This window comes from uncultured Sulfitobacter sp. (genome assembly GCF_947497275.1).
Lineage (GTDB): Bacteria > Pseudomonadota > Alphaproteobacteria > Rhodobacterales > Rhodobacteraceae > Sulfitobacter.
Window position 1 is genome coordinate 1 of sequence record NZ_CANMFS010000004.1, and the last position, 23560, is coordinate 23560.

The 23560-nt window shown below is 58.0% G+C and carries 23 protein-coding genes and 1 tRNA gene; 9 read left to right on the forward strand and 15 right to left on the reverse strand.

Annotation, left to right across the window (positions count from 1 at the left end; all coding sequences use genetic code 11):
- Positions 1 to 319: 319 nt before the first annotated feature.
- Positions 320 to 940, reverse strand: a complete 621-nt coding sequence (msrQ, locus tag Q1A06_RS09340) for a protein-methionine-sulfoxide reductase heme-binding subunit MsrQ (RefSeq protein WP_299562103.1) — start codon at positions 938 to 940, stop codon at positions 320 to 322.
- Between the two features lie 90 nt (positions 941 to 1030).
- Positions 1031 to 1939 (reverse strand): protein-methionine-sulfoxide reductase catalytic subunit MsrP, encoded by a 909-nt coding sequence (msrP, locus tag Q1A06_RS09345; RefSeq protein WP_299562106.1) that lies wholly within the window; start codon positions 1937 to 1939, stop codon positions 1031 to 1033.
- 155 nt (positions 1940 to 2094) lie between these two features.
- Between msrP and Q1A06_RS09350 the strand changes: the two genes are divergently transcribed.
- The 3 genes from Q1A06_RS09350 to Q1A06_RS09360 all read left to right on the forward strand — a co-directional run bounded on the left by Q1A06_RS09350 (position 2095) and on the right by Q1A06_RS09360 (position 3093).
- Positions 2095 to 2421 carry a fasciclin domain-containing protein gene (locus tag Q1A06_RS09350; protein WP_299562109.1) on the forward strand — a complete coding sequence of 109 codons (327 nt, stop codon included), beginning with the start codon at positions 2095 to 2097 and terminating at the stop codon, positions 2419 to 2421.
- A gap of 10 nt (positions 2422 to 2431) precedes the next feature.
- Positions 2432 to 2806, forward strand: a complete 375-nt coding sequence (locus Q1A06_RS09355) for a hypothetical protein (protein ID WP_299562112.1) — start codon at positions 2432 to 2434, stop codon at positions 2804 to 2806.
- An 83-nt stretch (positions 2807 to 2889) separates the two neighbouring features.
- Positions 2890 to 3093 carry a hypothetical protein gene (locus tag Q1A06_RS09360; protein ID WP_299562115.1) on the forward strand — a complete coding sequence of 68 codons (204 nt, stop codon included), beginning with the start codon at positions 2890 to 2892 and terminating at the stop codon, positions 3091 to 3093.
- Between the two features lie 50 nt (positions 3094 to 3143).
- Here the strand turns inward: Q1A06_RS09360 and clpB are convergent, their stop codons facing one another.
- Positions 3144 to 5759: an ATP-dependent chaperone ClpB gene (gene clpB, locus Q1A06_RS09365; protein WP_299562118.1), complete on the reverse strand. Its 2616-nt coding sequence runs from the start codon at positions 5757 to 5759 to the stop codon at positions 3144 to 3146.
- A gap of 384 nt (positions 5760 to 6143) precedes the next feature.
- Here clpB and Q1A06_RS09370 point away from each other — a divergent pair, with 384 nt between their 5' ends.
- Together Q1A06_RS09370 and pyrF are read left to right on the forward strand one after the other, a co-directional pair.
- Positions 6144 to 6458 (forward strand): orotidine 5-phosphate decarboxylase, encoded by a 315-nt coding sequence (locus Q1A06_RS09370; protein WP_299562121.1) that lies wholly within the window; start codon positions 6144 to 6146, stop codon positions 6456 to 6458.
- A 248-nt stretch (positions 6459 to 6706) separates the two neighbouring features.
- Positions 6707 to 7414: an orotidine-5'-phosphate decarboxylase gene (gene pyrF, locus Q1A06_RS09375; RefSeq protein ID WP_299562124.1), complete on the forward strand. Its 708-nt coding sequence runs from the start codon at positions 6707 to 6709 to the stop codon at positions 7412 to 7414.
- A gap of 185 nt (positions 7415 to 7599) precedes the next feature.
- Here the strand turns inward: pyrF and Q1A06_RS09380 are convergent, their stop codons facing one another.
- Positions 7600 to 8037, reverse strand: coding sequence for an NUDIX hydrolase (locus tag Q1A06_RS09380; RefSeq protein WP_299562127.1), 438 nt, complete (start codon positions 8035 to 8037; stop codon positions 7600 to 7602).
- A gap of 61 nt (positions 8038 to 8098) precedes the next feature.
- On the opposite strand from Q1A06_RS09380, the gene Q1A06_RS09385 reads away from it, so the two are divergent.
- Positions 8099 to 9352 (forward strand): DNA polymerase IV, encoded by a 1254-nt coding sequence (locus tag Q1A06_RS09385; RefSeq protein WP_299562130.1) that lies wholly within the window; start codon positions 8099 to 8101, stop codon positions 9350 to 9352.
- Between the two features lie 29 nt (positions 9353 to 9381).
- Here the strand turns inward: Q1A06_RS09385 and Q1A06_RS09390 are convergent, their stop codons facing one another.
- Positions 9382 to 10242, reverse strand: coding sequence for an N-formylglutamate amidohydrolase (locus Q1A06_RS09390; RefSeq protein ID WP_299562133.1), 861 nt, complete (start codon positions 10240 to 10242; stop codon positions 9382 to 9384).
- Positions 10243 to 10393: 151 nt separating this feature from the next.
- Here Q1A06_RS09390 and Q1A06_RS09395 point away from each other — a divergent pair.
- Positions 10394 to 10468: transfer RNA gene (locus tag Q1A06_RS09395), tRNA-Val, on the forward strand.
- 87 nt (positions 10469 to 10555) lie between these two features.
- Positions 10556 to 10681 (forward strand): type B 50S ribosomal protein L36, encoded by a 126-nt coding sequence (gene ykgO / locus Q1A06_RS09400; RefSeq protein WP_025058716.1) that lies wholly within the window; start codon positions 10556 to 10558, stop codon positions 10679 to 10681.
- Positions 10682 to 10746: 65 nt separating this feature from the next.
- On the opposite strand, the gene Q1A06_RS09405 is transcribed toward ykgO, so the two are convergent.
- A complete protein-coding gene (locus tag Q1A06_RS09405) occupies positions 10747 to 11361 on the reverse strand; it encodes a hypothetical protein (protein ID WP_299562136.1) in 615 nt (204 codons plus the stop codon).
- A 123-nt stretch (positions 11362 to 11484) separates the two neighbouring features.
- Here Q1A06_RS09405 and yghU point away from each other — a divergent pair, with 123 nt between their 5' ends.
- The gene (yghU, locus tag Q1A06_RS09410; protein ID WP_299562139.1) at positions 11485 to 12348 is read left to right on the forward strand and encodes a glutathione-dependent disulfide-bond oxidoreductase; all 864 of its coding nucleotides are present in this window, start codon (positions 11485 to 11487) and stop codon (positions 12346 to 12348) included.
- Between the two features lie 35 nt (positions 12349 to 12383).
- On the opposite strand, the gene Q1A06_RS09415 is transcribed toward yghU, so the two are convergent.
- From Q1A06_RS09415 to Q1A06_RS09455, 9 genes are all read right to left on the reverse strand, one after another.
- Positions 12384 to 14054: an iron ABC transporter permease gene (locus tag Q1A06_RS09415; RefSeq protein WP_299562142.1), complete on the reverse strand. Its 1671-nt coding sequence runs from the start codon at positions 14052 to 14054 to the stop codon at positions 12384 to 12386.
- A 44-nt stretch (positions 14055 to 14098) separates the two neighbouring features.
- Positions 14099 to 15316: a phenylacetate--CoA ligase family protein gene (locus Q1A06_RS09420; protein WP_299562145.1), complete on the reverse strand. Its 1218-nt coding sequence runs from the start codon at positions 15314 to 15316 to the stop codon at positions 14099 to 14101.
- A gap of 57 nt (positions 15317 to 15373) precedes the next feature.
- Positions 15374 to 16075 (reverse strand): VIT1/CCC1 transporter family protein, encoded by a 702-nt coding sequence (locus Q1A06_RS09425; RefSeq protein ID WP_299562148.1) that lies wholly within the window; start codon positions 16073 to 16075, stop codon positions 15374 to 15376.
- A gap of 1 nt (position 16076) precedes the next feature.
- Entirely contained in the window at positions 16077 to 16913 is an 837-nt protein-coding gene (locus Q1A06_RS09430; RefSeq protein ID WP_299562151.1) for an ABC transporter ATP-binding protein, read from the reverse strand.
- 73 nt (positions 16914 to 16986) lie between these two features.
- Positions 16987 to 18270, reverse strand: coding sequence for an ABC transporter substrate-binding protein (locus Q1A06_RS09435; RefSeq protein WP_299562154.1), 1284 nt, complete (start codon positions 18268 to 18270; stop codon positions 16987 to 16989).
- A 72-nt stretch (positions 18271 to 18342) separates the two neighbouring features.
- On the reverse strand, positions 18343 to 19419 hold the full coding sequence (locus Q1A06_RS09440) for a branched-chain amino acid ABC transporter permease (protein WP_299562156.1): 1077 nt from the start codon (positions 19417 to 19419) through the stop codon (positions 18343 to 18345).
- A gap of 77 nt (positions 19420 to 19496) precedes the next feature.
- Positions 19497 to 20504, reverse strand: a complete 1008-nt coding sequence (locus tag Q1A06_RS09445) for a branched-chain amino acid ABC transporter permease (RefSeq protein WP_299562159.1) — start codon at positions 20502 to 20504, stop codon at positions 19497 to 19499.
- A gap of 17 nt (positions 20505 to 20521) precedes the next feature.
- On the reverse strand, positions 20522 to 21340 hold the full coding sequence (locus tag Q1A06_RS09450; RefSeq protein WP_299562162.1) for an ABC transporter ATP-binding protein: 819 nt from the start codon (positions 21338 to 21340) through the stop codon (positions 20522 to 20524).
- Between the two features lie 109 nt (positions 21341 to 21449).
- Positions 21450 to 23423 (reverse strand): AMP-binding protein, encoded by a 1974-nt coding sequence (locus tag Q1A06_RS09455; protein WP_299562165.1) that lies wholly within the window; start codon positions 23421 to 23423, stop codon positions 21450 to 21452.
- Between the last annotated feature and the right edge of the window lie 137 nt (positions 23424 to 23560).

Sequence of the window (23560 nt, forward strand, 5' to 3'; positions counted from 1 at the left end):
TGCATCACTGCGCCGCCGGTGAAGGGGGTTCTAGGCCTAACACACATTTCCCGCAACACCTTTCTTCATAGAAAATGCATTTTTCTTCGTTTTCCGCGTTTTTGCGAGAAAACAGCATATTAGCGACATTTGATTGCGCAAACGGAAGTTCTGCTGACGGATTATTACGCTGACGATAGGTCAGTTTTGGCGGGTCGTTTCGGTCATTGCAACTTATCCACAGCCTTACCCACAACATTCACCTCAGAGAAGCGCGATACAACGTGGAATCAGCGACTCGCGACGTCCGAATCTGCGCTGTTCTGCGCGCCCCGAACCCCTAAGACGATGAAGCGCGCTTCCGCTTCGGTTTCACGAGTCGCAGCGACAGCAATCCGAGAATCACGGTCATATAGATGATTGGTTCGATCTGGATGCCCTTCACGAGCCACAGATAATGAACTCCGCCTAAAGTCACGGCCAGATAGGTCAGCTTGTGCAGCTTGCGCCACGCGGCGGGACCCAGCTTGCGCACCGCGAAGTTATTGGAAGTGGCCACCAGCGGGAGCAACACGACAAACCCCGCCATCCCGACTGTTATGTAGGGGCGCTTCCAGATGTCGGCCCACATCTGCGCCCACAGCAGATTCATGTCCAGAACGACCCAAACCAAAAGATGCAGGCTCACAAATATGAACGCGAGAATACCGATCGTGCGCCGGAACGGCATCAGGTTCAGCCCGATGTACTGGCGCAACGGCGTCACACAAAGCCCGACAATCAAAAGCTGCAACGCGATTTCTCCCAGCTCATGCTCCAGCGCCTTGATCGGCTCGCGCCCAAGCCCTCCAGTTTGCGCCAGATAGAGAAGCCAGGGGGCGGCGGACAGGCACACTATATACACACTCCACACGGGGACCTTGCGCAGGAAACCGTTCAGCCAACCAACCGCGCCCGACATTCTTTGATCCTTCCGGCCTGACAGACCATTACCTGCTGTTTACAAAAGCCGGGGTTCGCTCTTTGGCGCCCGTGCCGTCCATGGAGTACGCTAGAAGTTCCTGACGAGATCCATACCGGCATAGAGGTCGGCGACGTCTTCCTCATACCCGTTGAGCATCAGGGTCGGTTGCCGCCTGGAAAACAACCCGCCCCCGACGGGCCGTTCCGATGCCTGCGACCAGCGCGGGTGATCCACCTGCGGGTTCACGTTGGCGTAAAATCCGTACTCTCCCGCGTTGGCCTTGTTCCAACTGGTTGGTGGCTGCGTATCTGTCAGCGTGATCCGCACGACAGACTTGATGGATTTGAACCCGTACTTCCACGGCACCACAAGGCGCAGCGGCGCGCCGTTCTGCTTCGGAATGTCCTTGCCGTAAATGCCCGTCGCCATGATGGTCAGCGGATGCACCGCCTCATCCAGACGAAGGCCTTCGACATAGGGCCATTCCAGCACAGGATACTTGACCCCCGGCATCTCGTCGGGCCGGTACGCCGTCTCGAAGGCGACGTATTTGGCTGACGACTGTACCCCGGCCATGTCCAGCAGGTCGGCAAGTTCGAAACCGTTCCACGGAATGACCATCGACCACGCCTCGACACAGCGGAACCTGTAAAGACGGTCCTCGATGGTCATCGCCTTCATGATGTCTTCGAACCCGTAGTCGCCGGGCCGGTCGACCATTCCGCCAATCGTCACCGACCAGGGCTCGGTTGTCAATGCGTTGGCATACCGCGAAGGATCATCCTTGCCGGTACCGAACTCATAGTAGTTGTTGTATTGCGTGATGTCCTCGTAGGGATTGGGCTCCAGCCCTTCGGGGGCGGCCTGAAGATCACCCCCGATCGTTCCAAGTCCAAGGCCAGCGACGGCGCCCCCCATGATCTGCCGCCTGTTGAGAAACAGCTTCTCGTCAGTGACGTGGTGGTCTTTGAGCGTGTTCTTCCAGCGCAGTGCCATGGTGTGATCTCCTTGTACTCCATGAAATGTACCTAGGGCGGGTTTGCGGCGGCACCAAACGTTTCGACTGACATTTCAGACCTGTCACTTGTTTGTCAGAAATCCGATGCCGTCACCGGGTTAGGAATTGAGCTACCGATCTCACCGGCGGGAAAATGCAAAACACTGCGCCCAAGAGCACCGCCGCGTTCACGGGCGGGCACTCGAAAAATATCGGTGATACAGCCAGGGAAGACGGTGAATTCACAACACTGCTCGCCGCCGTCGAAGTTGCCGCTCTGGTCGAAACGCTGAAAGGTGCAGGACCATTCACTGCGCAAACGGATTCCGCGTTTGATGTGCTGCCTGAAGGAACGGGCAAGGAAGTGCGGACTTCGGTCCTGAAATACCATGTCGTGCCGGGCGAGGTGATGACCACACGGATCTCAGCGTCGTCATGGGAGCCGCGACAGTCGAGTGCGACACGATCAACCTCGATCTGAACAAAGTGTGATGCTCATTAATGCGACCGTGACGACAGCGGACATTGAGGCATCCAACGGGGTCACCCCCGTCATCGACACCTTCCTCGTGCCAGGTTCCTTATTCCCTGTTGGGATACTGAGGCCAGGATGCCCACCGATTGACAGGTCGGCGGGTTCTTTCGTTGCGAACGCAATTTGCGCGAACTGTCCAGAGGGGTTCAGGCCGCTGCGGTACGCGCCCATCCTGACCGCGACGCAGGAAAGCCCATCTGTTGTCGCACACCCTGATCTGCCGCAAACCTTTCTAAAACCGTACGTGTCGTTAACCAGTTTTACTGATCGGACCGCGACCACGATCAACGCTTTACCCGCCACGTCCTTTACCCGCCACGTTTTTGAATAACATCAGCTAGACTGAAATAGATGGCGGTTTTCATTAGGACATACGATGCAACAATCATTGCGTATGCGAGCGGGAACCATACCATGCTGGAGGGTGATATCATCCACGGGGCCGTCGGCTCAGGGGATTCCCAGGATGGCGTAAACCTTCAGGGGCTGACGCTTGGACAGACCTATATAATCTCTTTCAACTTTGACGATACGTATGACACGGCGACATCGTTGTCAGTCAATTCCGCGAATGCCCTCAATATGTGGCCGGTCCAAGAAACCGATTTCATCTTCTGAACTGAACGTCTGCAACTGAAAAGGCCCGCATTTCTGCGGGCCTTTTTGCGTCAGTGGACGGTGGCATCGTCCGGCTTGGGCCGGTTGGCCGCCGCGATCCTGTCCCCGATGATCAGTCCGTCGGGGCCGGCGCTGACTGGCACCGTGTCACCATCGTTGATATCCCCTGCCAGCAACATCTCGGCCAGCGGGTTCTGCAACGCGGACTGGATCACCCGCTTGAGCGGCCGCGCACCGAACACCGGATCATAACCTTCGTCCGCCAGCCATTTGCGGGCATCATCGGTCAGGTCGAGCTGAATCTTGCGCCCGGCCAGACGTTTGAGCAAACGCTGCATCTGGATCGTCACGATGCCATCCATATCAGCACGATTCAGGCGATCAAATATGATCGTCTCGTCCAGACGGTTCAGGAATTCGGGACGGAAATGGGCGCGCACCGCCTCCATCACGTCGCGCTTGGCCTGAACCATGTCGCTGCCGTCGGGCGCCATGCTAAGCGCCTGTGCCCCGAGGTTTGACGTCAGAACGATCAGTGTCTGCTTGAAATCAACGGTCCGTCCCTGACCATCGGTCAGCACACCATCGTCGAGCACCTGCAACAACACGTTGAACACATCCGGATGCGCTTTTTCGACCTCATCGAACAGCACAACCTGATAGGGCCTGCGCCGCACCGCTTCGGTCAGCGACCCACCCTCGTCATAACCGACATAACCGGGAGGCGCGCCGATAAGGCGGGATACAGCGTGCTTTTCCATGTATTCCGACATGTCGATACGCACCATTGCGTGCTCGTCATCGAAGAGGAACTCGGCCACGGCCTTGGTCAGCTCGGTCTTGCCCACACCTGTGGGGCCAAGAAACAGGAAAGAGCCGAGCGGCCGGTTCTCGTCGTTCAGACCCGCGCGCGCGCGGCGAACCGCGTTCGCCACGGCCTTCACCGCTGCGTCCTGCCCGATCACGCGACCGTGCAGTTTTTCTTCCATGCCGAGCAGCTTGTCCCGCTCTCCTTCCAGCATCTTGCCGGCAGGAATACCCGTCCAGCGTTCGACAACACTTGCGATCTGTTCAGGACGCACCGCTTCTTCGACCAACATGCCGTCTTCACGTTTCTCAGCCTCTTCGAGCTCTCGTTCGAGCTGCGGTAGCACACCGTAGGACAGCTCACCCGCTCGTGCGAGATTGCCTTCCCGTTTGGCAATGTCGAGATCGGCACGCGCGCGGTCCAGCTTTTCCTTGATGTCACGCGCCTGGCCCAGCTTGTCGCGTTCGGCCTGCCATGCGGCGGTCATCGTCGCGCTGCGGTCCTGAAGACCGGAAAGATCCTTCTGGAGCGTTTCCAGACGGTCTTTCGAGGCCTGATCGTCCTCCAGCTTCAACGCCTCTTCCTCGATCTGCAATTGCAGGATCTGGCGATCAAGCGCATCCAGCTCTTCGGGCTTGCTGTCTACTTCCATGCGCAGACGCGAAGCGGCTTCGTCCATCAGGTCGATCGCTTTGTCGGGCAGGAAACGGTCCGTGATGTAGCGGTGCGAAAGCGTCGCCGCCGCGACAAGCGCGCTGTCGGAGATCCGTACACCGTGGTGCAGTTCATACTTCTCCTTGATGCCACGCAGGATAGACACGGTGTCTTCCACCGTCGGTTCCGTAATCATTACCGGCTGGAAACGCCGGGCCAAAGCCGCGTCTTTCTCGACGTATTTGCGATATTCATTCAGGGTGGTCGCCCCGATGCAGTGCAACTCCCCGCGCGCAAGCGCCGGTTTGATCAGGTTCGCCGCATCCATCGCGCCATCGCCCGCACCGGCGCCGACAAGCGTGTGCATCTCGTCGATGAACAGAACAATCTCGCCAGCGGCCTCAGTCACCTCGGTCAGCACGGATTTCAGCCGTTCTTCGAATTCGCCGCGGTATTTCGCACCGGCGATGAGCGCACCCATGTCGAGCGCCAGCAGACGTTTGTTGCGCAAGGATTCCGGCACGTCGCCGTTGACGATGCGCAAGGCCAGACCTTCGGCGATGGCCGTCTTGCCGACGCCCGGTTCACCGATCAGCACCGGATTGTTCTTGGTGCGGCGGCTGAGCACCTGCATCGCGCGGCGTATTTCTTCGTCACGGCCGATAATCGGGTCGATCTTGCCCGCCTCCGCACGCTCCGTCAGATCCTGCGCATATTTTTTCAGCGCATCATAACCCTCTTCGGCGCTGGCACTGTCGGCGGTGCGGCCCTTGCGCAGATCATTAATCGCGGTGTTCAGATTTTGCGCCGACACTTTCCCCGCTTCCAGCGCGGTTTTCGCACCGGACTTCACCATCGCCAATGCCATCAACAGCCGCTCGACCGGAACAAAGCTGTCCCCGGCCTTCTTCGCCAAAGCTTCGGCCTCGGCCAGAACGCGTGCGGTGGCACTGTCGAGATAGGTTTGCGCGGCATCGCCGCTGACCTGGGGCATCTTGCCTAACGCAAGCGCAACGCCTTCGCGCACAAGCTCCGGTTGCCCGCCGGATGCCGCGATGAGGTTACTCGCAAGTCCCTCTTCGTCGTCAAGCAATGCCTTGAGTAGATGTTCAGGCGCCAACCGCTGGTGGCTTTCCCGAGCTGCAATCGTCTGGGCCGCCTGCACAAAACCGCGCGACCTCTCCGTGAACTTGCTCAAGTCCATGGTTCTCTCCTTTTCAATAAGCGTCCACATGTGGTGCACCCGCTTTGCGGCATGCCTGTTTGTGTGGACCTACGCTTATCTAATTGGGAACCTTGCCCGTCTGATCAAGATCAAACGGCTGCAAAAAATAGCGGTATGATGATTCGATGCATGGGTCCGTTACCCTTCGTTTGGGCCTGAAACCCATCAATCGGGATCCATTTGGGCGAAAATTCGCCTAGAGTAACGTCCTGCAAATATGCAATTTTATTCGATTCGTGCTAATATTCGAGCGTCGCATGAAACGATTATCAATCTCAGACGTTTAATTCTTGGAAACAGTGCCCAAATAAGCACTAACAACTAAAAAGGCCCACGAAACAAGCGGGTACATGAGGTGAAGCGATGAAACAGAAACGTATTCATTTGAATGATGTGATCTACAATGCCGGCACCCAGTCTTTCGAGGCGTTGGTGACGATCGAAGGCAACGGAAAAGCGCGCCGGTACGCCTGCGCCATTGAGGCGCCTATCAGCACCAGCTTCGAGGATGCGGCGAAGGGGTTGAAGACCCAAGCCATGAGACAGGATCGCAAGGGGACAGGCTTTTATTCCCAGATGCGTCGGCACGCGCCAACGCTTCGCGCTGGCCGGGCAAGGTTTGACCCGCGGACATGGCTGGCGCAGCTCGGGCTTATGCCGAACAGCGACGCCGCCTGACCAGATTATTCCATTGCGCCGGGCTTTCATCCGGGTGTGCCTGACTGTCCCTGCACACACCGAGGCCCCGCAAATCAGAGACGTTTGCCTGCCTGCACTGTCTCTGTCACTGACCCGGTCCGCCCTGTGCGAGACCGGGTTTTTTTTGGACGCTGCAATGATCTATTTAGATGTCGATGGACAAAAGCCAGCCCATCACCTAACCCCAAAATCGTTTGCACAAAACTAATCCCGCAGGAGTTCTTCCCATGTCCGATGACCGCCTAATTGTTGCCCTCGATGTTCCGAACGCTATCGCGGGTCTGGAGTTGGCCGAACGGATCGGCCCGGCGGTAGGGTTCTACAAGATCGGCCTCGGCATGCTGACAGGTGGCGGGTTGGCCCTTGCCAACGAGCTGAAGCAAGAGCACGGAAAGCGCATCTTTCTGGATATGAAGCTGTTCGACATCGGCGCAACAGTCGAGGCGGCCGTGCGCGGGCTGGCTCAGTTCGATCTCGATTTTCTGACCGTGCACGGCGATCCGCATGTCGTCCGTGCGGCCAAGGAAGGCGCTGCCGGAAGTAATCTGAAAATCCTTGCCGTCACCATTCTCACATCACTCGACCGCAATGACCTTGACGCCTGCATGATGCAGGAGGGGCAGATTTACGAGATGGTTGTCACCCGCGCCATACGCGCATTTGAGGCTGGTGCGGATGGTGTGATCGCTTCACCGCAAGAAGCGCGGTTGATCCGAGATCAACCAGAAGCTGAAAGCCGTCTAATCGTTACACCCGGCGTCCGCCCCGCAGGCGCTGCTGCGGGCGATCAGAAGAGAGTGGCAACACCTGCGCAAGCCATTGAAAACGGTGCAAATCATATTGTCGTAGGGCGACCGATCCACCGAGCGCCCGACCCAGCGGCTGCGGCAGCTGACATTCTGGCAGAAATTGATGGGTCAACAACTTCAACCTAGGCGCGTGCTAAATCCGTCACAAGTACGTATTTTTGATCCCCTGATACAGCTACGTCTTACGGTATTCAGTACATTCTATGTTACATTAATATCGGTGATACTCCCCGACGGACTGGTTCTTCTCTAAGTTCGTCACCTTCCCCCCGCAAATTTTGCGGGGGGGTTTTTCTGTCGCCTCCAAGGGTTCAGTCCGCGCTGCCGCGCAGTTCCAGCCAAAGTTTGAGCCGCTCCTGAAATGCGGGAATCGCCTTGGGGTGACCGAGATACTCTCGGTCCCCCATCAGCGCCCATCTTTGCCCCTCATCGCCAAACCGGATATCATCCACAGCCGCTGCAGGCATTTCCGCCACGAAAAACCACTTTGTGCCTTCGGGCTCCGAAAAGGGTCTGGCCCAGACAATCCGTTTGCGTGGAACACAAAGGCCCAATTCTTCGCGGCATTCCCGCAAAGCGCAGGCCACCGGCGTCTCATCGTTCTCGCGGCCGCCGCCGGGAAGGTCCCAATACCCAGGATACTCCAGCCCCGGCACGTCGTCGCGCAGTATAACCGCAAGCTCCCTGCCCAAATACAGCGCGAGCTTGGCGCCCGCAAAGTTGTTCTGGGGGTCCGCGTCGATTTGCATGGCTCTCTCCGCATCAAGGCCGTATGATTGCCGCATCCCGAAACAGATCACAATCCCCGCCATGCCCGCTGTCTGCCGCGACTGCCTGACCCAGTTCGACGCTGCGCGACGCTGCCCCTCCTGCGGCAGCCCGCGCATTGTGCGCCATGCCGAATTGTTCGATCTTTCGATTGCACACATGGATTGCGACGCGTTTTATGCCTCCGTCGAAAAGCGGGACAATCCTGCGTTGGAGGGTAAGCCGGTCATCATCGGCGGTGGACGGCGCGGAGTCGTCTCGACCGCGTGCTATGTGGCGCGAATTCGCGGCGTCCGATCAGCGATGCCGATGTTTCAAGCGCTAAAACTGTGTCCCGAAGCTGTCGTTATCAAGCCTCGCATGGATGTCTATATCGACGCGTCACGCGCGATTCGCGCGATGATGGAGGAACTGACACCCGCGATCGAACCGCTGTCTCTTGACGAAGCGTTTCTGGATATGACCGGCACGGCCCGGTTGCACGGTGCACCGCCGGCGGTGATGCTAGCGCGCCTGGTGCGGCGCATGAAGACCGAACTGGGGCTTACCGGCTCCATCGGTTTAAGCCACAACAAGTTTCTGGCCAAGATCGCTTCGGATCTGGACAAGCCAAGCGGCTATTCGGTGATCGGCGCGGCGGAAACACAGCTTTTTTTGCGAGACAAGCCGGTGCGCTTGATCTGGGGCGTGGGCGCCGCGGCGCAGGCATCGCTCGAAAAGGCGGGCATCCGCAGCTTTTCTGATCTGCTGCGCTGGGACCAGACGGATCTGGTGGCGCGATTCGGCGGCATGGGCGACCGCCTGTACCATTTGGCGCGCGGTCAGGACTTGAGGCGCGTGTCTGCGCATGCACCGATGAAATCCATCTCGAACGAAACGACGTTCGGCGACGACACCTCGGATCCCGAGATCCTCGATGGGCACATCTGGCGGTTGGCGGAGAAGGTCGCGGACCGCGCGAAGGCAAAGGATCTGGCCGGACGGGTGGTCACGCTGAAGCTCAAGCGGGCGGATCATACACTGCTATCGAGGCGGGTGGCGCTCAGCGATCCGACGCAGCTGGCGGACCGTATCTACCGCACCGCCCGCAGCTTGTTCGATCAGGTCGGCGACAAGGGGCCATTCCGCCTGCTGGGCTGTGGTATATCGGATCTGAGCGACGCGGTGGGCGCGGATAAGCTGGGTGATCTGCTTGATCCAACTGCCGGACAGCGCAGCAAAGCCGAGCGGGCGACGGACAAGATAAGAGACAAGTACGGTGAGCGTGCCATCGTGAAGGGGCGCGCATTGCGATAGCAACCGGTCCGAAAAACCTGAAGTAATTTCTATTCCGCCGCGAGCGGTACCCGACCCTGTCCGATCTGTGCGATCTGAGATACGACCCTGCGCAATGCAGCGCGGACCGTTTCAAAGTCTCCGTTGGGTCGGATCAGCTTCTCGTTCATATAAAGCGACCGGTCGATTTCGACCTGCACCGCATGCTGTCCCTGCGCGGGTTTGCCGTAGGCCTGAGTAATATAGGCCCCGGCAAAAGGCGCATTCCGGGTCACGATGAAACCGGCCTCGGCAAACGCGGCCTCGATCCGATCGACGACATCGCCGCTGGCGGCAGCGCCATACCGGTCGCCCAACACAATGTCGGGTCGCCGGAGGCCGGCACGCACGACACCATCCATCGCTTCGTGCGGCATCGAATGACAGTCGACCAGGACGGCCTGCCCGTGCCTGTCGTGCGCTTTGCTCAGAAGCTCCTGCAAACGGCGGTGGTAGGGTGTCCAATACCTGTCGATGCGCTTTTGCGCTTCGTGGCGGGTCATCTTGCCGCGATAAATGGCGCGTCCGTTCGCCACAACGCGCGGAATCACACCCAATCCAGACGCGATGCGCGGATTGTGACCGACCCGACGTACACCTTCGATCAACGCGGGATCAAGTTCGTCGGCGGACCGGTTCAGATCCACGAAGGCGCGCGGCGCACCGGCCTTGATGAAAGCCGCTCCGTATTCCGGGGCGCATTCGAACAGCTTATCTACGAAAGCGTCTTCGGACGAACGAATCGCGTGTTCGTTCAGAACCGTCTGCCGCATGAAGGACCACATATAGTCGCGCCCGGAATGCGGCGATGCGAATACAACGCAGGCCGCAGGGCGCTGGGGCAGCGAGACGTCGAAGGCGACAGAGGGCATCGGAGCATCCTTTCGTGAGAAAACACATAGCGCATTTTAGAAGAAAGCCAAAAGGCCTTGATCACCTGCGCGACTCCTTTTATAGGACGCAGACGGCGCGTGATTTTCGCGCCCCATTTTTGTTTTGGGGTCTAAATTTCGCGTTCAAAGTGGGTGATTAGCTCAGCGGTAGAGCACTTCGTTGACATCGAAGGGGTCACTGGTTCGATCCCAGTATCGCCCACCATTTATTCACTGGCCCTTGCGCAAGGCTGCGTACGGGTCGCCCGTAACCCGGCGCTGGCCCGCGCCACGATTTGGAAGGAGAGGAACTATGAAAGTTCGCAATTCGCTCCGCTCGCTCAAGAACCGGCACCGTGACTGCCGCGTTGTGCGTCGCAAAGGCCGCGTTTATGTTATCAACAAGACCCAGAAGCGGTTCAAAGCCCGTCAGGGTTGAACCGCGCTCTGTTTGAGATCTAAAAGGCTGCTCTCGCCGGAGCGGCCTTTTTTTTAGTTCAACTGCTACTCCCAGCAATATCTCGACCGGATCTTGAGCGAACGGCCACGCCGGAATTGTTCCGCCTCGCCGGGTTCCGCGAGATATACCCATCTTTTCTCGGCCTCGGACCAGATAATCGACCGTACGTCGACATCCTGGCATATCCGCACCGGGTCCACTGATATCTGCGCCATCTGTCCTGGCGCAGAGTCGGTCAGGTCGATCAGATGTCCAGCCTTCACCCCTAACCCCTTTACTTCAAAGCTGAGCGGCTCGGGCATTTTCAAAAACTGTGTCTGACCATCGCCGCCGAACCATTTACCTTCGCCCTTCCATTCTTCTCCCGACGCGAACCGCACGTTGAAGGTACCGGGCGGGACCAACACCCTGAAAAACCGCCCGCCGATGATATAAGCCGCCAGCACATCCTCCCCTGTTGCAGCATGCGACAGCACGATGACATAGTTCTGGCCGGGCCGGGTCTTTACCTGAAGCGGGAATACCGCAGGCAGGCCGGTGCGGTTCCACATCAACCCCTCATCGGGCCGCTCGGTTTGGGCATGTGCCTGCGGCGAAGGGACGGCCCATGCGAGCATCATCGAAACTGCGATGAGTCCGCAGAGATTAGAAAACGTCATGGGCCAGCCTCTCTCGCGCCGAATACTGCGACGCCTTAACCACCATCGGTACCTCGCTGGCACTTGTCACTCAAGCTTCACACTATATCTGTCAAATGCGGAAAATCAAAAATAGGACACCACATGACCGAATACACCCCACCCAAAGTCTGGACCCACGACGCAGAAAGCGGTGGGAAATTCGCCTCGATCAATCGCCCTGTCGCAGGTCCGACGCATGACAAGGACCTGGAAATCGGCAAACACCCCCTTCAGCTTTACTCACTGGCCACCCCGAATGGCGTGAAGGCGACGATTGTTCTCGAGGAACTGCTGGAACTGGGGCACAGCGGTGCCGAATACGACGCATGGCTGATCAACATCGGAGAGGGCGACCAATTCGGGTCGGGCTTTGTCGACGTAAACCCGAACTCGAAAATCCCTGCATTGATGGACCATTCGGGCGATACACCGCAGCGGGTATTTGAATCCGGGTCGATCATGATGTATCTCGCCGAAAAATTCGGCGCGCTCATACCCACCGATCCCGCACGCAAAATCGAAATGATGAGCTGGCTTTTCTGGCAGATGGGTTCTGCGCCCTATCTGGGAGGGGGGTTCGGTCACTTTTACGCCTATGCGCCAGAGAAATACGAGTATCCGATAAACCGTTTTACAATGGAGACGAAGCGTCAGCTTGATGTTCTTGACCGGCATTTGGCGGATAACGAGTGGTTTGCAGGCGAGTATTCCATCGCCGATATCGCTATTTGGGCGTGGTACGGGCAACTGGTTCTCGGACGGTTGTACGATGCGGCCGAGTTCCTCGATGTCGCGAGCTATGAGAACGTAATGCGGTGGGCAAAGACGATTGACGCGCGACCGGCTGTCACGCGTGGCCGAATGGTCAACCGTACCTTCGGCGACGATCTGTCGATGCAGTTGCACGAGCGTCACGACGCAAGCGATTTTGACACGAAAACGCAAGACAAGATCGCAAACGATTAAGAACGACGCCAGGGGCGTGCCCGTTGCGGCGCGCCCTAGCCGCCCCTGCGCCCGATTTGCCGGCAGATCAGTACCACCGGCAGCAGCCCCATCGCCACGATGATCAGGCTGGGCACGGCCGCACCCTCAAGCCGTTCATCACTCGCCAAACGATACGCCTGCACCGCAAGCGTATCGAAATTGAAGGGGCGCATGATCAGCGTCGCGGGCAGCTCTTTCATCACGTCAACAAAAACGATGAGCAAGGCAGTCAAAAGACTGGGTGCAAGGATCGGCAAATGCACCCGCCGCAGCGTGCCCAGCGGCGTTTGACCCAACGAACGGGATGCCGCGTCCATATTTGCGTGCACCATCGCCTGCCCACCTTCATAGGCACCCAACGCTGCCGCAAGAAAACGAACCATGTATGCAATCACGAGAAGCCAGATCGACCCCGTGATCAGCAGACCCGTCGAGACGCCGAACGTCTCGCGCATCCAGGCATCCAACGCGTTGTCGAAAACAGCGAACGGCACAAGCAGGCCCACTGCGATAACGCCGCCCGGCACCGCATAGCCAAGTCTTGCCACATAGGCCGCTGACTGAGACAGGCGGCCCCCGCGCATACGCTGAAAAAACCCGACGCTGACCGCGGCGAACACGGTCACGATCGCTGCTACGGACGCCAGCTTCACCGAGTTGCGAATAAAGCCAAGATAGCGCGCTCCAAACAGATTCTGTTCTGAGTCCAGCCCCATCCAGAACAGCACGAAGATTGGCAGGACGGCTCCGAACACCACGGGTACGCCACACAAGACCATCGCCGCCGCCGCGTGCCAGCCCTTCAGTTCTGCGGGCGCCATGGCCTGAGCCTGCCGCGATGGGTCATGGTATTTCGCGCGGCCCCGCTGTAACCGCTCCAGCATCGCCAACAGCAACGCAAAGCTCAGAAGACAAAGCGCCAATTGCGCGGCCCCTGCACGATCGAACAGCGAGAACCAACTTGTGTAGATGCCGGTGGCAAAGGTCTGGACCCCGAAATAGGCCACTGTTCCGAAATCCGCGATTGTTTCCATCACGGTGAGAAGAACACCGCCCGCGATTGCGGGTCTGGCAAGCGGCAGACTGACCTTGAAGAACGCTGACCACGCGCTGGACCCCAGTGCACGCGCGGCCAGAAACGTGGTCCCGCTTTGTTGCAGAAACGCAGCACGGGCAAGCAGGTAGACATAGGGATAAAGGACCAGAACCAGCATGACGACCGCCCCGCCCAACGACCGGATTTCCGGAAACCAATAGTCGCGCGGCCCCCATCCAGTGACGTCGCGCAGCGTTGTCTGCACAATTCCGGGGTGGTCCAGAATGTGGGTATAGGCATAGGCAAGCACATATGCCGGGAACGCGAGAGGTAGAACGAGCGCCACTTCGAGCATCCGCACCCCGGGAAACCGCGTCATCGTGACCAGCCATGCCGCGCCGACACCGACCGCGAAGGTGCCACATCCAACCATGACCGCCAGTGCTGCGGTCGTACCCGCGTATCTGGGCAAAACCGTCTCCAGCAGATGCTGCACTGTCTGTGTGCCGCCCGAAAGCGCGGCGATTGCAACGGCGACCATCGGCAATGCGCAGATGACAGCGACGAGGATGGCCACCGCCGAGAGAGCGCGCTGCCCGTCGCGGGGCAGTTTCCTTTGGGTCGCGTGAGAGAGCGGAGCCAGTGTCATGTCTCCATTTCGACTATTTAAGTCGGAATTACCAGAGGCCCGGATCAGTCGTAAGTGCGCGTGTCCTCGATCACCAGCCCATCCTTGGGCAGGCTTCCCGGTGCAACGATCTCGATGGTTCCTTTGAGCTTCAACAGCTGCTGAACGGATGCCGCGAACGCGTCGGCATCGCTGCTGTCGGATTCGATACGAACGGTCATCATATCCGTTTCACCGCTGCGCGATGCAATAACCCGCACGCGTTCGATGTCATCATGGGACGCAACAAGCTGTGCGACCTGTTCGGGACGAACGAACATGCCCTTGATCTTGGTCGTCTGATCCGCGCGGCCCATCCAGCCCTTGATCCGCATATTGGTACGCCCGCAAGGCGACTCACCGGCCATCACTGCACTCAGATCACCGGTCGCAAATCGGATCAGCGGATAGTCGGGATTGAGCGTGGTCACGACAACCTCACCCACTTCGCCCTCCGGCACCGGATCGCCGGTTCCGGGCGTTACGATTTCGACGATCACGCCCTCGTCAACGATCAGCCCTTCGGCAGCAGGCGATTCGTAGGCGATGCTGCCGAGATCGGCGGTTGCATAGCTTTGCAGACATGTAATGCCACGTGCAGCGTACCAGTCGCGCAGCGAAGGGAACAACGCGCCGCCACCCACGGCGGCCTTGCTGATCCTGAGCTCGACACCCATTTCATCCGCCTTCTCAAGGATCACCTTGAGATAATCAGGAGTGCCCGCATAAGCGGTCGTTCCAATGTCACGCGCCGCGATCACCTGAAGCTCCGTCTGACCTGTGCCCGCCGGCAATACCGCAGCCCCAACAGCGCGCGCGCCGGATTCAAAGATCATGCCCGCAGGTGTCAGGTGGTAACCGAAGCAATTGTGCACGATATCACCCGCACCGATACCAAGCCCGTGCAGAAACCGCCCCATGCGCCACCAATCCGGATCGGTACTGGACGGCTCGTAGATCGGCCCGGGGGATTGGAAAACATGGCTGAACTCATGCGCGGCCCTGGTGGTGAAACCGCCGAACGGCGCGACCGCTGACTGTGCCTTGCCCAATTCGGATTTCCGCAGGACCGGCAGGTCCGCCAGATCGTCGGCGCTGGTGATACTTGACGGGTCGACATTATCCAGCGCACCGCCGTACCCCGAAAGGCTCTTGGCACGGGCAATCTGCTCGGGAAGGGCCTTGGACAAATCCTCGGCACGCCGGGTGGTACTGCGGGTTTCCAGATCATCGTAATAAGTCATAACACTCACTCATCTTTCGTCGTGGGCAATCCGCCCACAGTCTGTTTCACCGAAAACTCACACGGCCACGCCGAACAAACGCCCAACTGCTGCCGTGACCGCCATTGCGAGACCGCCCCAGACCACGACACGCGTGGCCGCCGGAACCAGTCTGGCGCCCCCCGCCTGCGCCCCCAGCGCACCAAGGCCGGCAAGGGCGAACAGGGTCACGATAACTACGATAGGAATAATGGATGACACGGGCGCAAGGACCGCCGCAATCAACGGTATCGCCGCAAAGAGGCTGAAGGTGACCGCGGATGCCGCCGCCGCCAACAGCGGCTGGGCGGCCTGGTTTTCCGTCAGACCCAATTCATCGCGCACATGTGCACCGAGGGCATCGTTCTGCGTCAACTCGCGCGCGACCTGCCGCGCGGTCGCTTCGGACAGACCGCGCGCGACATAGATGCCTGCCAACTCGATCTCTTCTGCCTTCGGGTTGTCTTTCAGCGCCTGACGCTCACGCGCGATATCCGCAGCTTCCAGATCCGCCTGTGATGAAACGCTTACATATTCACCGGCCGCCATCGACATGGCACCCGCAGCCAGACCAGCGGCCCCCGCGATAAGGATCGCGCGCGGCGACGGCTCAGCTGCGGCCACACCCACGATCAACGATGCCACCGATACGATGCCGTCATTCGCGCCGAGAACTGCGGCGCGCAACCAACCGACACGGTCGATCAGATGCGGATCATCGCTGTGTGCCGAGACATCCATATTACGACAGCCAACGTTTGCGTCGGCGGTAGCTGCGCACATCACGGAAGGATTTGCGGCCCTCGTCCGACATGCCAAGATAGAATTCCTTCACATCCTGGTTCTCACGAAGATCTGCTGCAGGGCCGTCCATCACAACGCGGCCCGATTCGAGGATGTATCCGTAATGCGAATAGCGCAGGGCGACGTTCGTATTCTGCTCAGCCAAAAGGAAAGTGACGCCCTCTTTTTCGTTGATCGTTTTCACAATCTCGAAAATCTGTTCCACCAGTTGCGGCGCCAATCCCATCGAGGGCTCATCCAGCAAAATCGTCTCCGGCCGGCTCATCAGCGCGCGGCCCACCGCGCACATCTGTTGTTCTCCGCCCGACGTATATCCGGCCTGTGATCTGCGTCGCTCGCGCAGACGCGGAAAGTACTCATAGACCATCTCCAGATCTTGCGAAATAGCACCCGAACCGTCGGATCGCGTGTACGCACCTGTCAGAAGATTTTCCTCGATCGTCAGATGCTCGAAGCAGTGGCGGCCTTCCATCACCTGAACGACCCCCTTTTTAACCGTCTCGGCAGGATCGGTGTGCTGGATCGCGTCGCCCCGGTACTTGATCGACCCTTTAGTGACCTCGCCGCGTTCACTGGCCAGCAATCCGCTGATTGCCTTCAAGGTGGTGGTCTTACCCGCTCCATTGCCCCCCAAAAGTGCGGTGATCCCGCCCTTGGGCACATTCAGACTGACGCCTTTCAACACAAGGATCACGTGATTATAGATCACTTCGATGTTGTTGACCTCAAGCAGGTTCTCTACCGTCGCGTCGGTTGTCTTGGCATCGTCCAGCATCTGGCTTCACCTTCTTGAAAATACTGTAATCCTCCGGCCGCCACACTGGGCGACGGCCGGAGAGACCGCTGCCTTAGCTGCAGTGATCTTCGATGGAATTTTCTGCCGCGTAGGCATTGGAATCTTCCTCGATCAACGATTGGATCACTTCCTGATCCGACTGAACGAAATCACTGATCAATGTCCACTCCTTGGTCTCGGCATTCCACTGCGTCATCGCGGCAAAACCGTTGCCGCCGTGGTTTTCACACGTCACCTTGAACTCCGGACCAAAGCCGGGAAGACCAAGCTCGGTCATTTTCTCTTCGGTGATTTCCAGCGCTTCCATACCGTCGCGCATCTGGCTTGGCGTGATGTTGGCGGTGCCGTGGATTTCCTGTGCCTTCTTGGCAGCTTCGGCCACCAACATCGCACCATAGATCCCGCGGTTGTAGATCACCGTGCCGGACTGATCGCCCGCGCCCGCAGCCTTGCCTTCGTCATAGACGTACTTTTTCAGGTCGTCATACAGGGGATAGTCGGCTCCGACATTGTGGAACGTCACCGCCTTGTAGCCATCGGCGCCCGCGCCTGCGGACAGCACGTCATTTTCAGAACCCGACCACCAGATACCGATGAACTTGTCCATCGGGAAACGGATATTGACAGCTTCCTGAATAGCGACCTGGTTCATGACGCCCCAGCCGTACATGATGACGTAATCCGGCTTGTCGCGGCGGATTTGCAACCACTGCGACTTTTGCTCCTGACCCGGGTGATCGACAGGCACTTCATTGAATTCGAACCCGTGCTTCTTGGACAGCTCGGTCAACGTGCGGATCGGCTCCTTGCCGTAGGCAGAGTTGTGATAGACCAGCGTAACTTTCTTGCCGCTCAGGTCGCCACCTTCTTCGTCAAGCATATGCTTGACTGCAACGGATGCCCCATCCCAATAGTTGGCCGGAAAGTTGAACACGTGGCTGAAGACCCTGCCGTTCTTGGCAGATGTACGGCCCAAACCGGTTGTCAGCATGGGAATGTTATCTGCGGTGACCTTGGGGATCAACTGATAGGTGATACCCGTGGAAAGCGGTTGATAAACCAGCCCGCCGCCGCCCTTCAGGGATTCGTAGCACTCCACACCTTTCTCGGTGTTGTAGGCTGTCTCACACTCGGGAACGGTCGTCATCACGCCGCCGATGCCGCCATCGCGCGCATTCAGCATGGTGAAATAATCCGCATAGCCATCGGCAAACGGAATACCGCTCGCCGCATAGGGACCCGTGCGATAGCTTAGTGATGGAAATACCAGTTCTGCCATCGCAGGACTTGCTGCCATCAGTGCGGCCACGGCCATTGTACCTAGTTTGAATTTCATCGGTGTTTCCTCCCTTGGATGTATCCGAATGGTCTTGCGGGTTCTTCCCGCCTATCGTCTGTGAACCATCCCCTAGTGCGGGAAAGGCCACAATCTTAATTTATCTTTCGCCACGCGCCACAACTGCGCAATTCCGTGTGGCTCCGCGATGAGGAACACGATGATCAACAGTCCGACGATCACAAGTTGCAAATGCGCGACGATGTCAGTTGGCCAACCAAGAAGGTCAACGCCAACGACCTTCAGGGCCACCGGCAAGAGAACCAGAAAGGCAGCACCCGCGAATGAACCGAATATACTACCCAATCCACCGATAATGATCATGAACAGCACCAGGAACGACTTCTGGATCCCGAATGCCTCCCCGACCTCTACCGCGCCCAGATAGATCGCAAAGAAAAGAGCACCTGAGATGCCGATAAAGAACGACGAAACAGCAAATGCCGTAAGCTTCGCTCGTAAGGGATTGACCCCGATAATTTCCGCAGCAATGTCCATATCGCGGATCGCCATCCATTTCCGCCCCACGGAGCCGCGCGTCAGGTTGCGCGCGACGTAGGCCGAGAAAATGGTAAAGACGAGACAGAACGCATAAGCCGCCCATGCTTCGGTACTGGGTCCGGTGATGATAATACCAAAGGTATCGCGCTCCGGCGCATTGATCTGGCCGGATGCGGAATAGTTGTAAAACCATGGAAAGCGGTTGAACAGCCACACAAGAAAAAACTGTGCCGCTAGCGTCGCCACCGCCAGATAGAAGCCCTTGATGCGCAAACTCGGGAGGCCGAACAACACCCCGACCGCCGCCGTGATCACACCCGCGAGCAACACGTGAATGAACATGCTGACCTCCGGCATCGCCGTCATCAACTTATAGCACGCGTATGCCCCCACTGCCATGAAACCACCGGTCCCCAGCGATACCTGTCCGCAGTACCCGACAAGAATGTTCAATCCGATAGCCGCGATCGTATAGATCAGAAACGGCATGAAAATCGAATTTACCCAGTAATCGTTGACCGTGAAAGGTACGACCACGATGGCGATGAACAAGACCACGTAATACCGATACCGATCGAACTTGATCGGAAAGGTTTGCTGGTCCTCGGCGTAGCTAGTATTGAAATCACCTGCCTCACGATAGAACATGATCTGGGCTCCCTATTTCTTTTGGCTGAAAATATCCCGGGGTCCGGGGCAGCGCCCCGGCCCGGCAATCGCCGCAGTCACACACGCTCAATGATCCGCTCCCCGAACAAGCCCTGCGGGCGGAACACAAGAAAGAGCAGCGCCAGCATATAGGCAAACCAGTTCTCGGTCGCACCCCCCAGGAACGGGGCCCCGATCAGGAATTCGAACAACTTCTCCCCCACACCGATGATCAATCCTCCGACAATCGCACCCGGGATCGAGGTAAACCCGCCAAGCATCAGCACCGGCAGAGCTTTCAGGGCGATCAGCGACAGCGAAAACTGGACCCCCGATTTCGCGCCCCACATGATCCCGGCGACCAGCGCCACGAACCCGGCAAGAGACCACACGAGGATCCAGATAAAGTTGAGAGATACACCGACGGACAGCGCCGCCTGGTGGTCGTCGGCCACCGCGCGCATCGCGCGGCCCTGTTTGGTGTACTGCGCGAACATCACCAGACCGACCACCAGTATGGCGGCGACGATGCTGGCTACGATATCAAGGTTGTCGATGAAGAAACCGTACCCGAATGTCTCGAACGTCGTCTCGTCGATCCACGAGTTCAGCCCCTGCGGCAGACAGACGCCCTCAGCTGCACAGACGTCCAATGCCTTCAATTCCGACCCCCACATCAGATCCGCCACACCTTCAAGGAGATAAGCCAAGCCGATCGTCGCCATGAAAAGGATGATCGCCTCCTGACCGACCAGATGCCGGAAGACGAACCGCTGCACCGCCCAGGCAAGCCCGATCATTACAACTACCGTTAGCGCGATCGCGACGAAGCTGTGCACCGACCAGCCGAACTTATGAACGTCCGTGCCGAAAATCGCGTTGATCAAATGCGCGAACGGAACCTGTCCATTCTGAATCCCGACAAGCGTCATCGCCGCAAACAGCGCCATGACACCTTGGGCATAGTTGAAAATCCCCGAGGCCTTGTAAATCAGAACAAATCCCAGGGCGACGAGGGCATACAGCACACCCGCCATCAATCCGTTGAGAAACACCTCTATCGTATACGCCAGTTGTTCAGGCATCTTGCGTCTCCCAATCCTCAATCATGCGACACTCCCAGATATGCATCGATAACCTCCTGGTTATTGCGCACCTCATGCGGCGTGCCGTCGCCAATCTTCTTGCCGTAGTCCATCACAACCACACGATCGCTCAGATCCATCACGACCCCCATGTCGTGCTCGATCAACGCAATTGTGGTGCCGAATTCGTCGTTCACATCAAGGATGAAGCGGCTCATATCCTCTTTCTCCTCGACATTCATCCCTGCCATCGGTTCATCGAGCAAAAGCAACAATGGCTCGGCCGCAAGCGCGCGCGCCAACTCGACACGCTTTTTCAAACCATATGGCAGCCGCGAAACCGGCGTCTTCCGTATGGCCTGAATTTCCAGAAAATCGATGATTTTCTCCGCCACCTCGCGGTTCTCGATCTCTTCGCGCTCCGCGCGCCCCTTCCACAACGTCTGGGAAAAGATGCCGGTTTTCATGTGGGTCAATCGCCCCGTCATGACATTGTCGAGAACACTCATTCCTTCGAACAAGGCGATATTCTGAAAAGTTCGGGCGATCCCCTGCTGGGCCACTTGGAACGGCTTCATCGGCGGACGGCGCGCACCTTTGTACCAGACTTCGCCCTCCTGCGGCACGTAGAAGCCCGAGATCACGTTCAGCATCGATGATTTGCCAGCGCCGTTTGGCCCAATGATCGCCCGGATCTCACCCTCACGTATATCAAAGGAAATATCCTTGATCGCCTCCACACCACCGAAGCGAAGGGTGATGTTCTTCATCTCCATAACGACGGGCCCAATGGTGCGCCCGTCCTCGGTGACATAGCTGTCAACCTGATCTTTCACGCACACATTCCCTTCGTAACGTCTGTTGTTTTCAATCCCGCCTGTATCATGCATGCGCATCCTGCACGGGATGGCGGGCGGGGCGTCGCGGAACGCGCGCGTCGCACCGTCATTCCGCCGCCAGCTTCTTTGTCGCGACGGGCAGCACGTTGGCCGAACGCACTTCCAAGGTTGCCCTGATCGAGCCCGTTCTACCGTCCTCGTAAGTGACTTCCGTCTCCGTGCTTACTGTCTTGGAGCCATCGTAAAGTGCCGTGATAATATCGTCGTATTTCTCGCCGATGATCTTGCGACGCACCTTGCGGGTACGAGTCAGCTCACCGTCATCCGCATCCAACTCCTTGTGCAGCACGACAAAGCGGTGGACCTGACAGCCAGACAACATCTCATCTTCTGCTACGCTTGCGTTCACAGCTTCTACATGTTCCTGTATCGCCTGCATCACCTGCGGATGCCTCGCCAGTTCCTGATAGGACGCGTAACCAATATTGTTGCGTTCGGCCCAATTGCCCACAGCCGTCAGATCGATGTTGATAATGGCCGTGCACTCGTCGCGTCCGTTTCCGAATACGACGGCTTCCAGAATGTTCGGAAAAAACTTCAACTTGTTTTCGACGTATTTCGGCGCAAACAGTGATCCGTCGGCCATTTGTCCCACGTCCTTGGCACGGTCGATAATCCGCAAATGCCCGGAACCGTCCTCGATGAACCCAGCATCCCCGGTCGCAACCCAGCCTTCGGCGTCTTTCGTGTCAGCCGTACTTTCAGGGTTCTTGTAGTATTCGACGAAAACCCCCGGCGAGCGGTAGAAAACCTCGCCATTCTCAGCGATCTTCAACTCCACCCCCGGGCAGGTCACGCCAACCGTGTCCGAACGTACCTCGCCGTCGGGTTGCGCGGTGATGAAAACCGTCGCTTCGGTCTGACCGTAAAGTTGTTTTAGATTTATTCCCAGCGATCGGTAGAAATCAAAAATCTCCGGCCCGATCGCCTCGCCCGCTGTATACCCAACCCGGACACGGCTCAGGCCCAACGTGTTTTTCAACGGACCATAGATGAAAAGCTCGCCAAGGTGGTATTTCATCCGATCCGCGAAACTGACTTTCTTGCCGTCTAGTATCGCCGGGCCGACCCGACGCGCGTGGGCCATGAAATAGTCGAACAGTTTCTTCTTGAACCGGCTCGCGTCTTCCATGCGGATCATCACGTTGGTAAGCTGCATCTCGAAAACACGCGGCGGCGCGAAATAGTAGGTCGGACCGATCTCGCGCAGATCGACATTAAGTGTTTCGGCGCTTTCGGGACAATTCGTACAGAAACCTACCCACAGAGCTTGCCCCACCGAGAAGATGAAATCACCTACCCAAGCCATCGGGAGATAGGCCAGGATATCGTCGGTCTGTTTCAGATTGTCGAACTCGGACGAGGATTTGGCCGTTTCGATAATATTACGATTGCTCAGGACCACGCCCTTGGGCCTGCCGGTCGTGCCGGAGGTGTACAGCATGATGCAGGTGCTGTCGTAATCCAGCTTTGCCTCGACCGCCTCGATCGTCTTGATATGACGGTCACGGGACTTGCGGCCCATGTCCTGGACATCGCTGTACTGGTGCAAGGCGCCGTGATCATATTTGCGCAGGCCGCGCGGATCAAGATAGACCATCCGCTCGAACTGTGGCAGCTGTTCCTGCACTTCGAGGATCTTGTCCACCTGTTCCTGGTCGCCAACCACGGCAAAACGCGCGCCGCAGTGATTCATCACATAGGCCATCTCTTCGGCGTTGGCGTCCTGATAGAGCGGCACCGGAACCGCGCCACACATGTCGGCGGCCATCATCGCCCAGTACAGCGCCGGACGGTTCCGTCCAATGACGGCGACAAAGTCGCCTTCGTTCAGCCCCAGCTCGAGATATCCCAGCGCCAGCGCCTCGATTTCCTCCAGGGTTTGCCGCCACGTCCAGCTTTGCCAGATACCGTATTCTTTTTCCCGGTAGGCAGGTGCATCTGCAAACATCTTCGCATTGCGACGCAACAAAGCGGGCACAGACGCGGGCTGCCCCCCAGAGGCTTCGATATTGGCCAAATTTGGTCCTCCCGGTTTCCACCTGTTGCGGTGGTCTGATCGCTTAGCGCGATTCAATCTTCGCCTTAGAATGGCTACAACATACGCGACGTCATCAATGGTCACAACATACTCGACGTCAACTTTGTCTCAAAGAT

Bases quoted from the DNA above. Each gene is read 5' to 3' on its own strand.
- Q1A06_RS09390 (WP_299562133.1), bottom strand. From the start codon at position 10,242: ATGCCCTCTGTCGCCTTCGACGTCTCGCTGCCCCAGCGCCCTGCGGCC.
- msrP (WP_299562106.1), bottom strand. From the start codon at position 1,939: ATGGCACTGCGCTGGAAGAACACGCTCAAAGACCACCACGTCACTGAC.
- Q1A06_RS09380 (WP_299562127.1), bottom strand. From the start codon at position 8,037: ATGCAAATCGACGCGGACCCCCAGAACAACTTTGCGGGCGCCAAGCTC.
- Q1A06_RS09370 (WP_299562121.1), top strand. From the start codon at position 6,144: ATGAAACAGAAACGTATTCATTTGAATGATGTGATCTACAATGCCGGC.
- Q1A06_RS09350 (WP_299562109.1), top strand. From the start codon at position 2,095: ATGCAAAACACTGCGCCCAAGAGCACCGCCGCGTTCACGGGCGGGCAC.
- Q1A06_RS09445 (WP_299562159.1), bottom strand. From the start codon at position 20,504: ATGCCTGAACAACTGGCGTATACGATAGAGGTGTTTCTCAACGGATTG.
- Q1A06_RS09420 (WP_299562145.1), bottom strand. From the start codon at position 15,316: ATGACTTATTACGATGATCTGGAAACCCGCAGTACCACCCGGCGTGCC.
- Q1A06_RS09355 (WP_299562112.1), top strand. From the start codon at position 2,432: ATGCTCATTAATGCGACCGTGACGACAGCGGACATTGAGGCATCCAAC.
- clpB (WP_299562118.1), bottom strand. From the start codon at position 5,759: ATGGACTTGAGCAAGTTCACGGAGAGGTCGCGCGGTTTTGTGCAGGCG.
- Q1A06_RS09385 (WP_299562130.1), top strand. From the start codon at position 8,099: ATGCCCGCTGTCTGCCGCGACTGCCTGACCCAGTTCGACGCTGCGCGA.
- Q1A06_RS09430 (WP_299562151.1), bottom strand. From the start codon at position 16,913: ATGCTGGACGATGCCAAGACAACCGACGCGACGGTAGAGAACCTGCTT.
- msrQ (WP_299562103.1), bottom strand. From the start codon at position 940: ATGTCGGGCGCGGTTGGTTGGCTGAACGGTTTCCTGCGCAAGGTCCCC.
- yghU (WP_299562139.1), top strand. From the start codon at position 11,485: ATGACCGAATACACCCCACCCAAAGTCTGGACCCACGACGCAGAAAGC.
- Q1A06_RS09360 (WP_299562115.1), top strand. From the start codon at position 2,890: ATGCTGGAGGGTGATATCATCCACGGGGCCGTCGGCTCAGGGGATTCC.
- pyrF (WP_299562124.1), top strand. From the start codon at position 6,707: ATGTCCGATGACCGCCTAATTGTTGCCCTCGATGTTCCGAACGCTATC.
- Q1A06_RS09415 (WP_299562142.1), bottom strand. From the start codon at position 14,054: ATGACACTGGCTCCGCTCTCTCACGCGACCCAAAGGAAACTGCCCCGC.
- Q1A06_RS09435 (WP_299562154.1), bottom strand. From the start codon at position 18,270: ATGAAATTCAAACTAGGTACAATGGCCGTGGCCGCACTGATGGCAGCA.
- Q1A06_RS09405 (WP_299562136.1), bottom strand. From the start codon at position 11,361: ATGACGTTTTCTAATCTCTGCGGACTCATCGCAGTTTCGATGATGCTC.
- ykgO (WP_025058716.1), top strand. From the start codon at position 10,556: ATGAAAGTTCGCAATTCGCTCCGCTCGCTCAAGAACCGGCACCGTGAC.
- Q1A06_RS09440 (WP_299562156.1), bottom strand. From the start codon at position 19,419: ATGTTCTATCGTGAGGCAGGTGATTTCAATACTAGCTACGCCGAGGAC.
- Q1A06_RS09425 (WP_299562148.1), bottom strand. From the start codon at position 16,075: ATGGATGTCTCGGCACACAGCGATGATCCGCATCTGATCGACCGTGTC.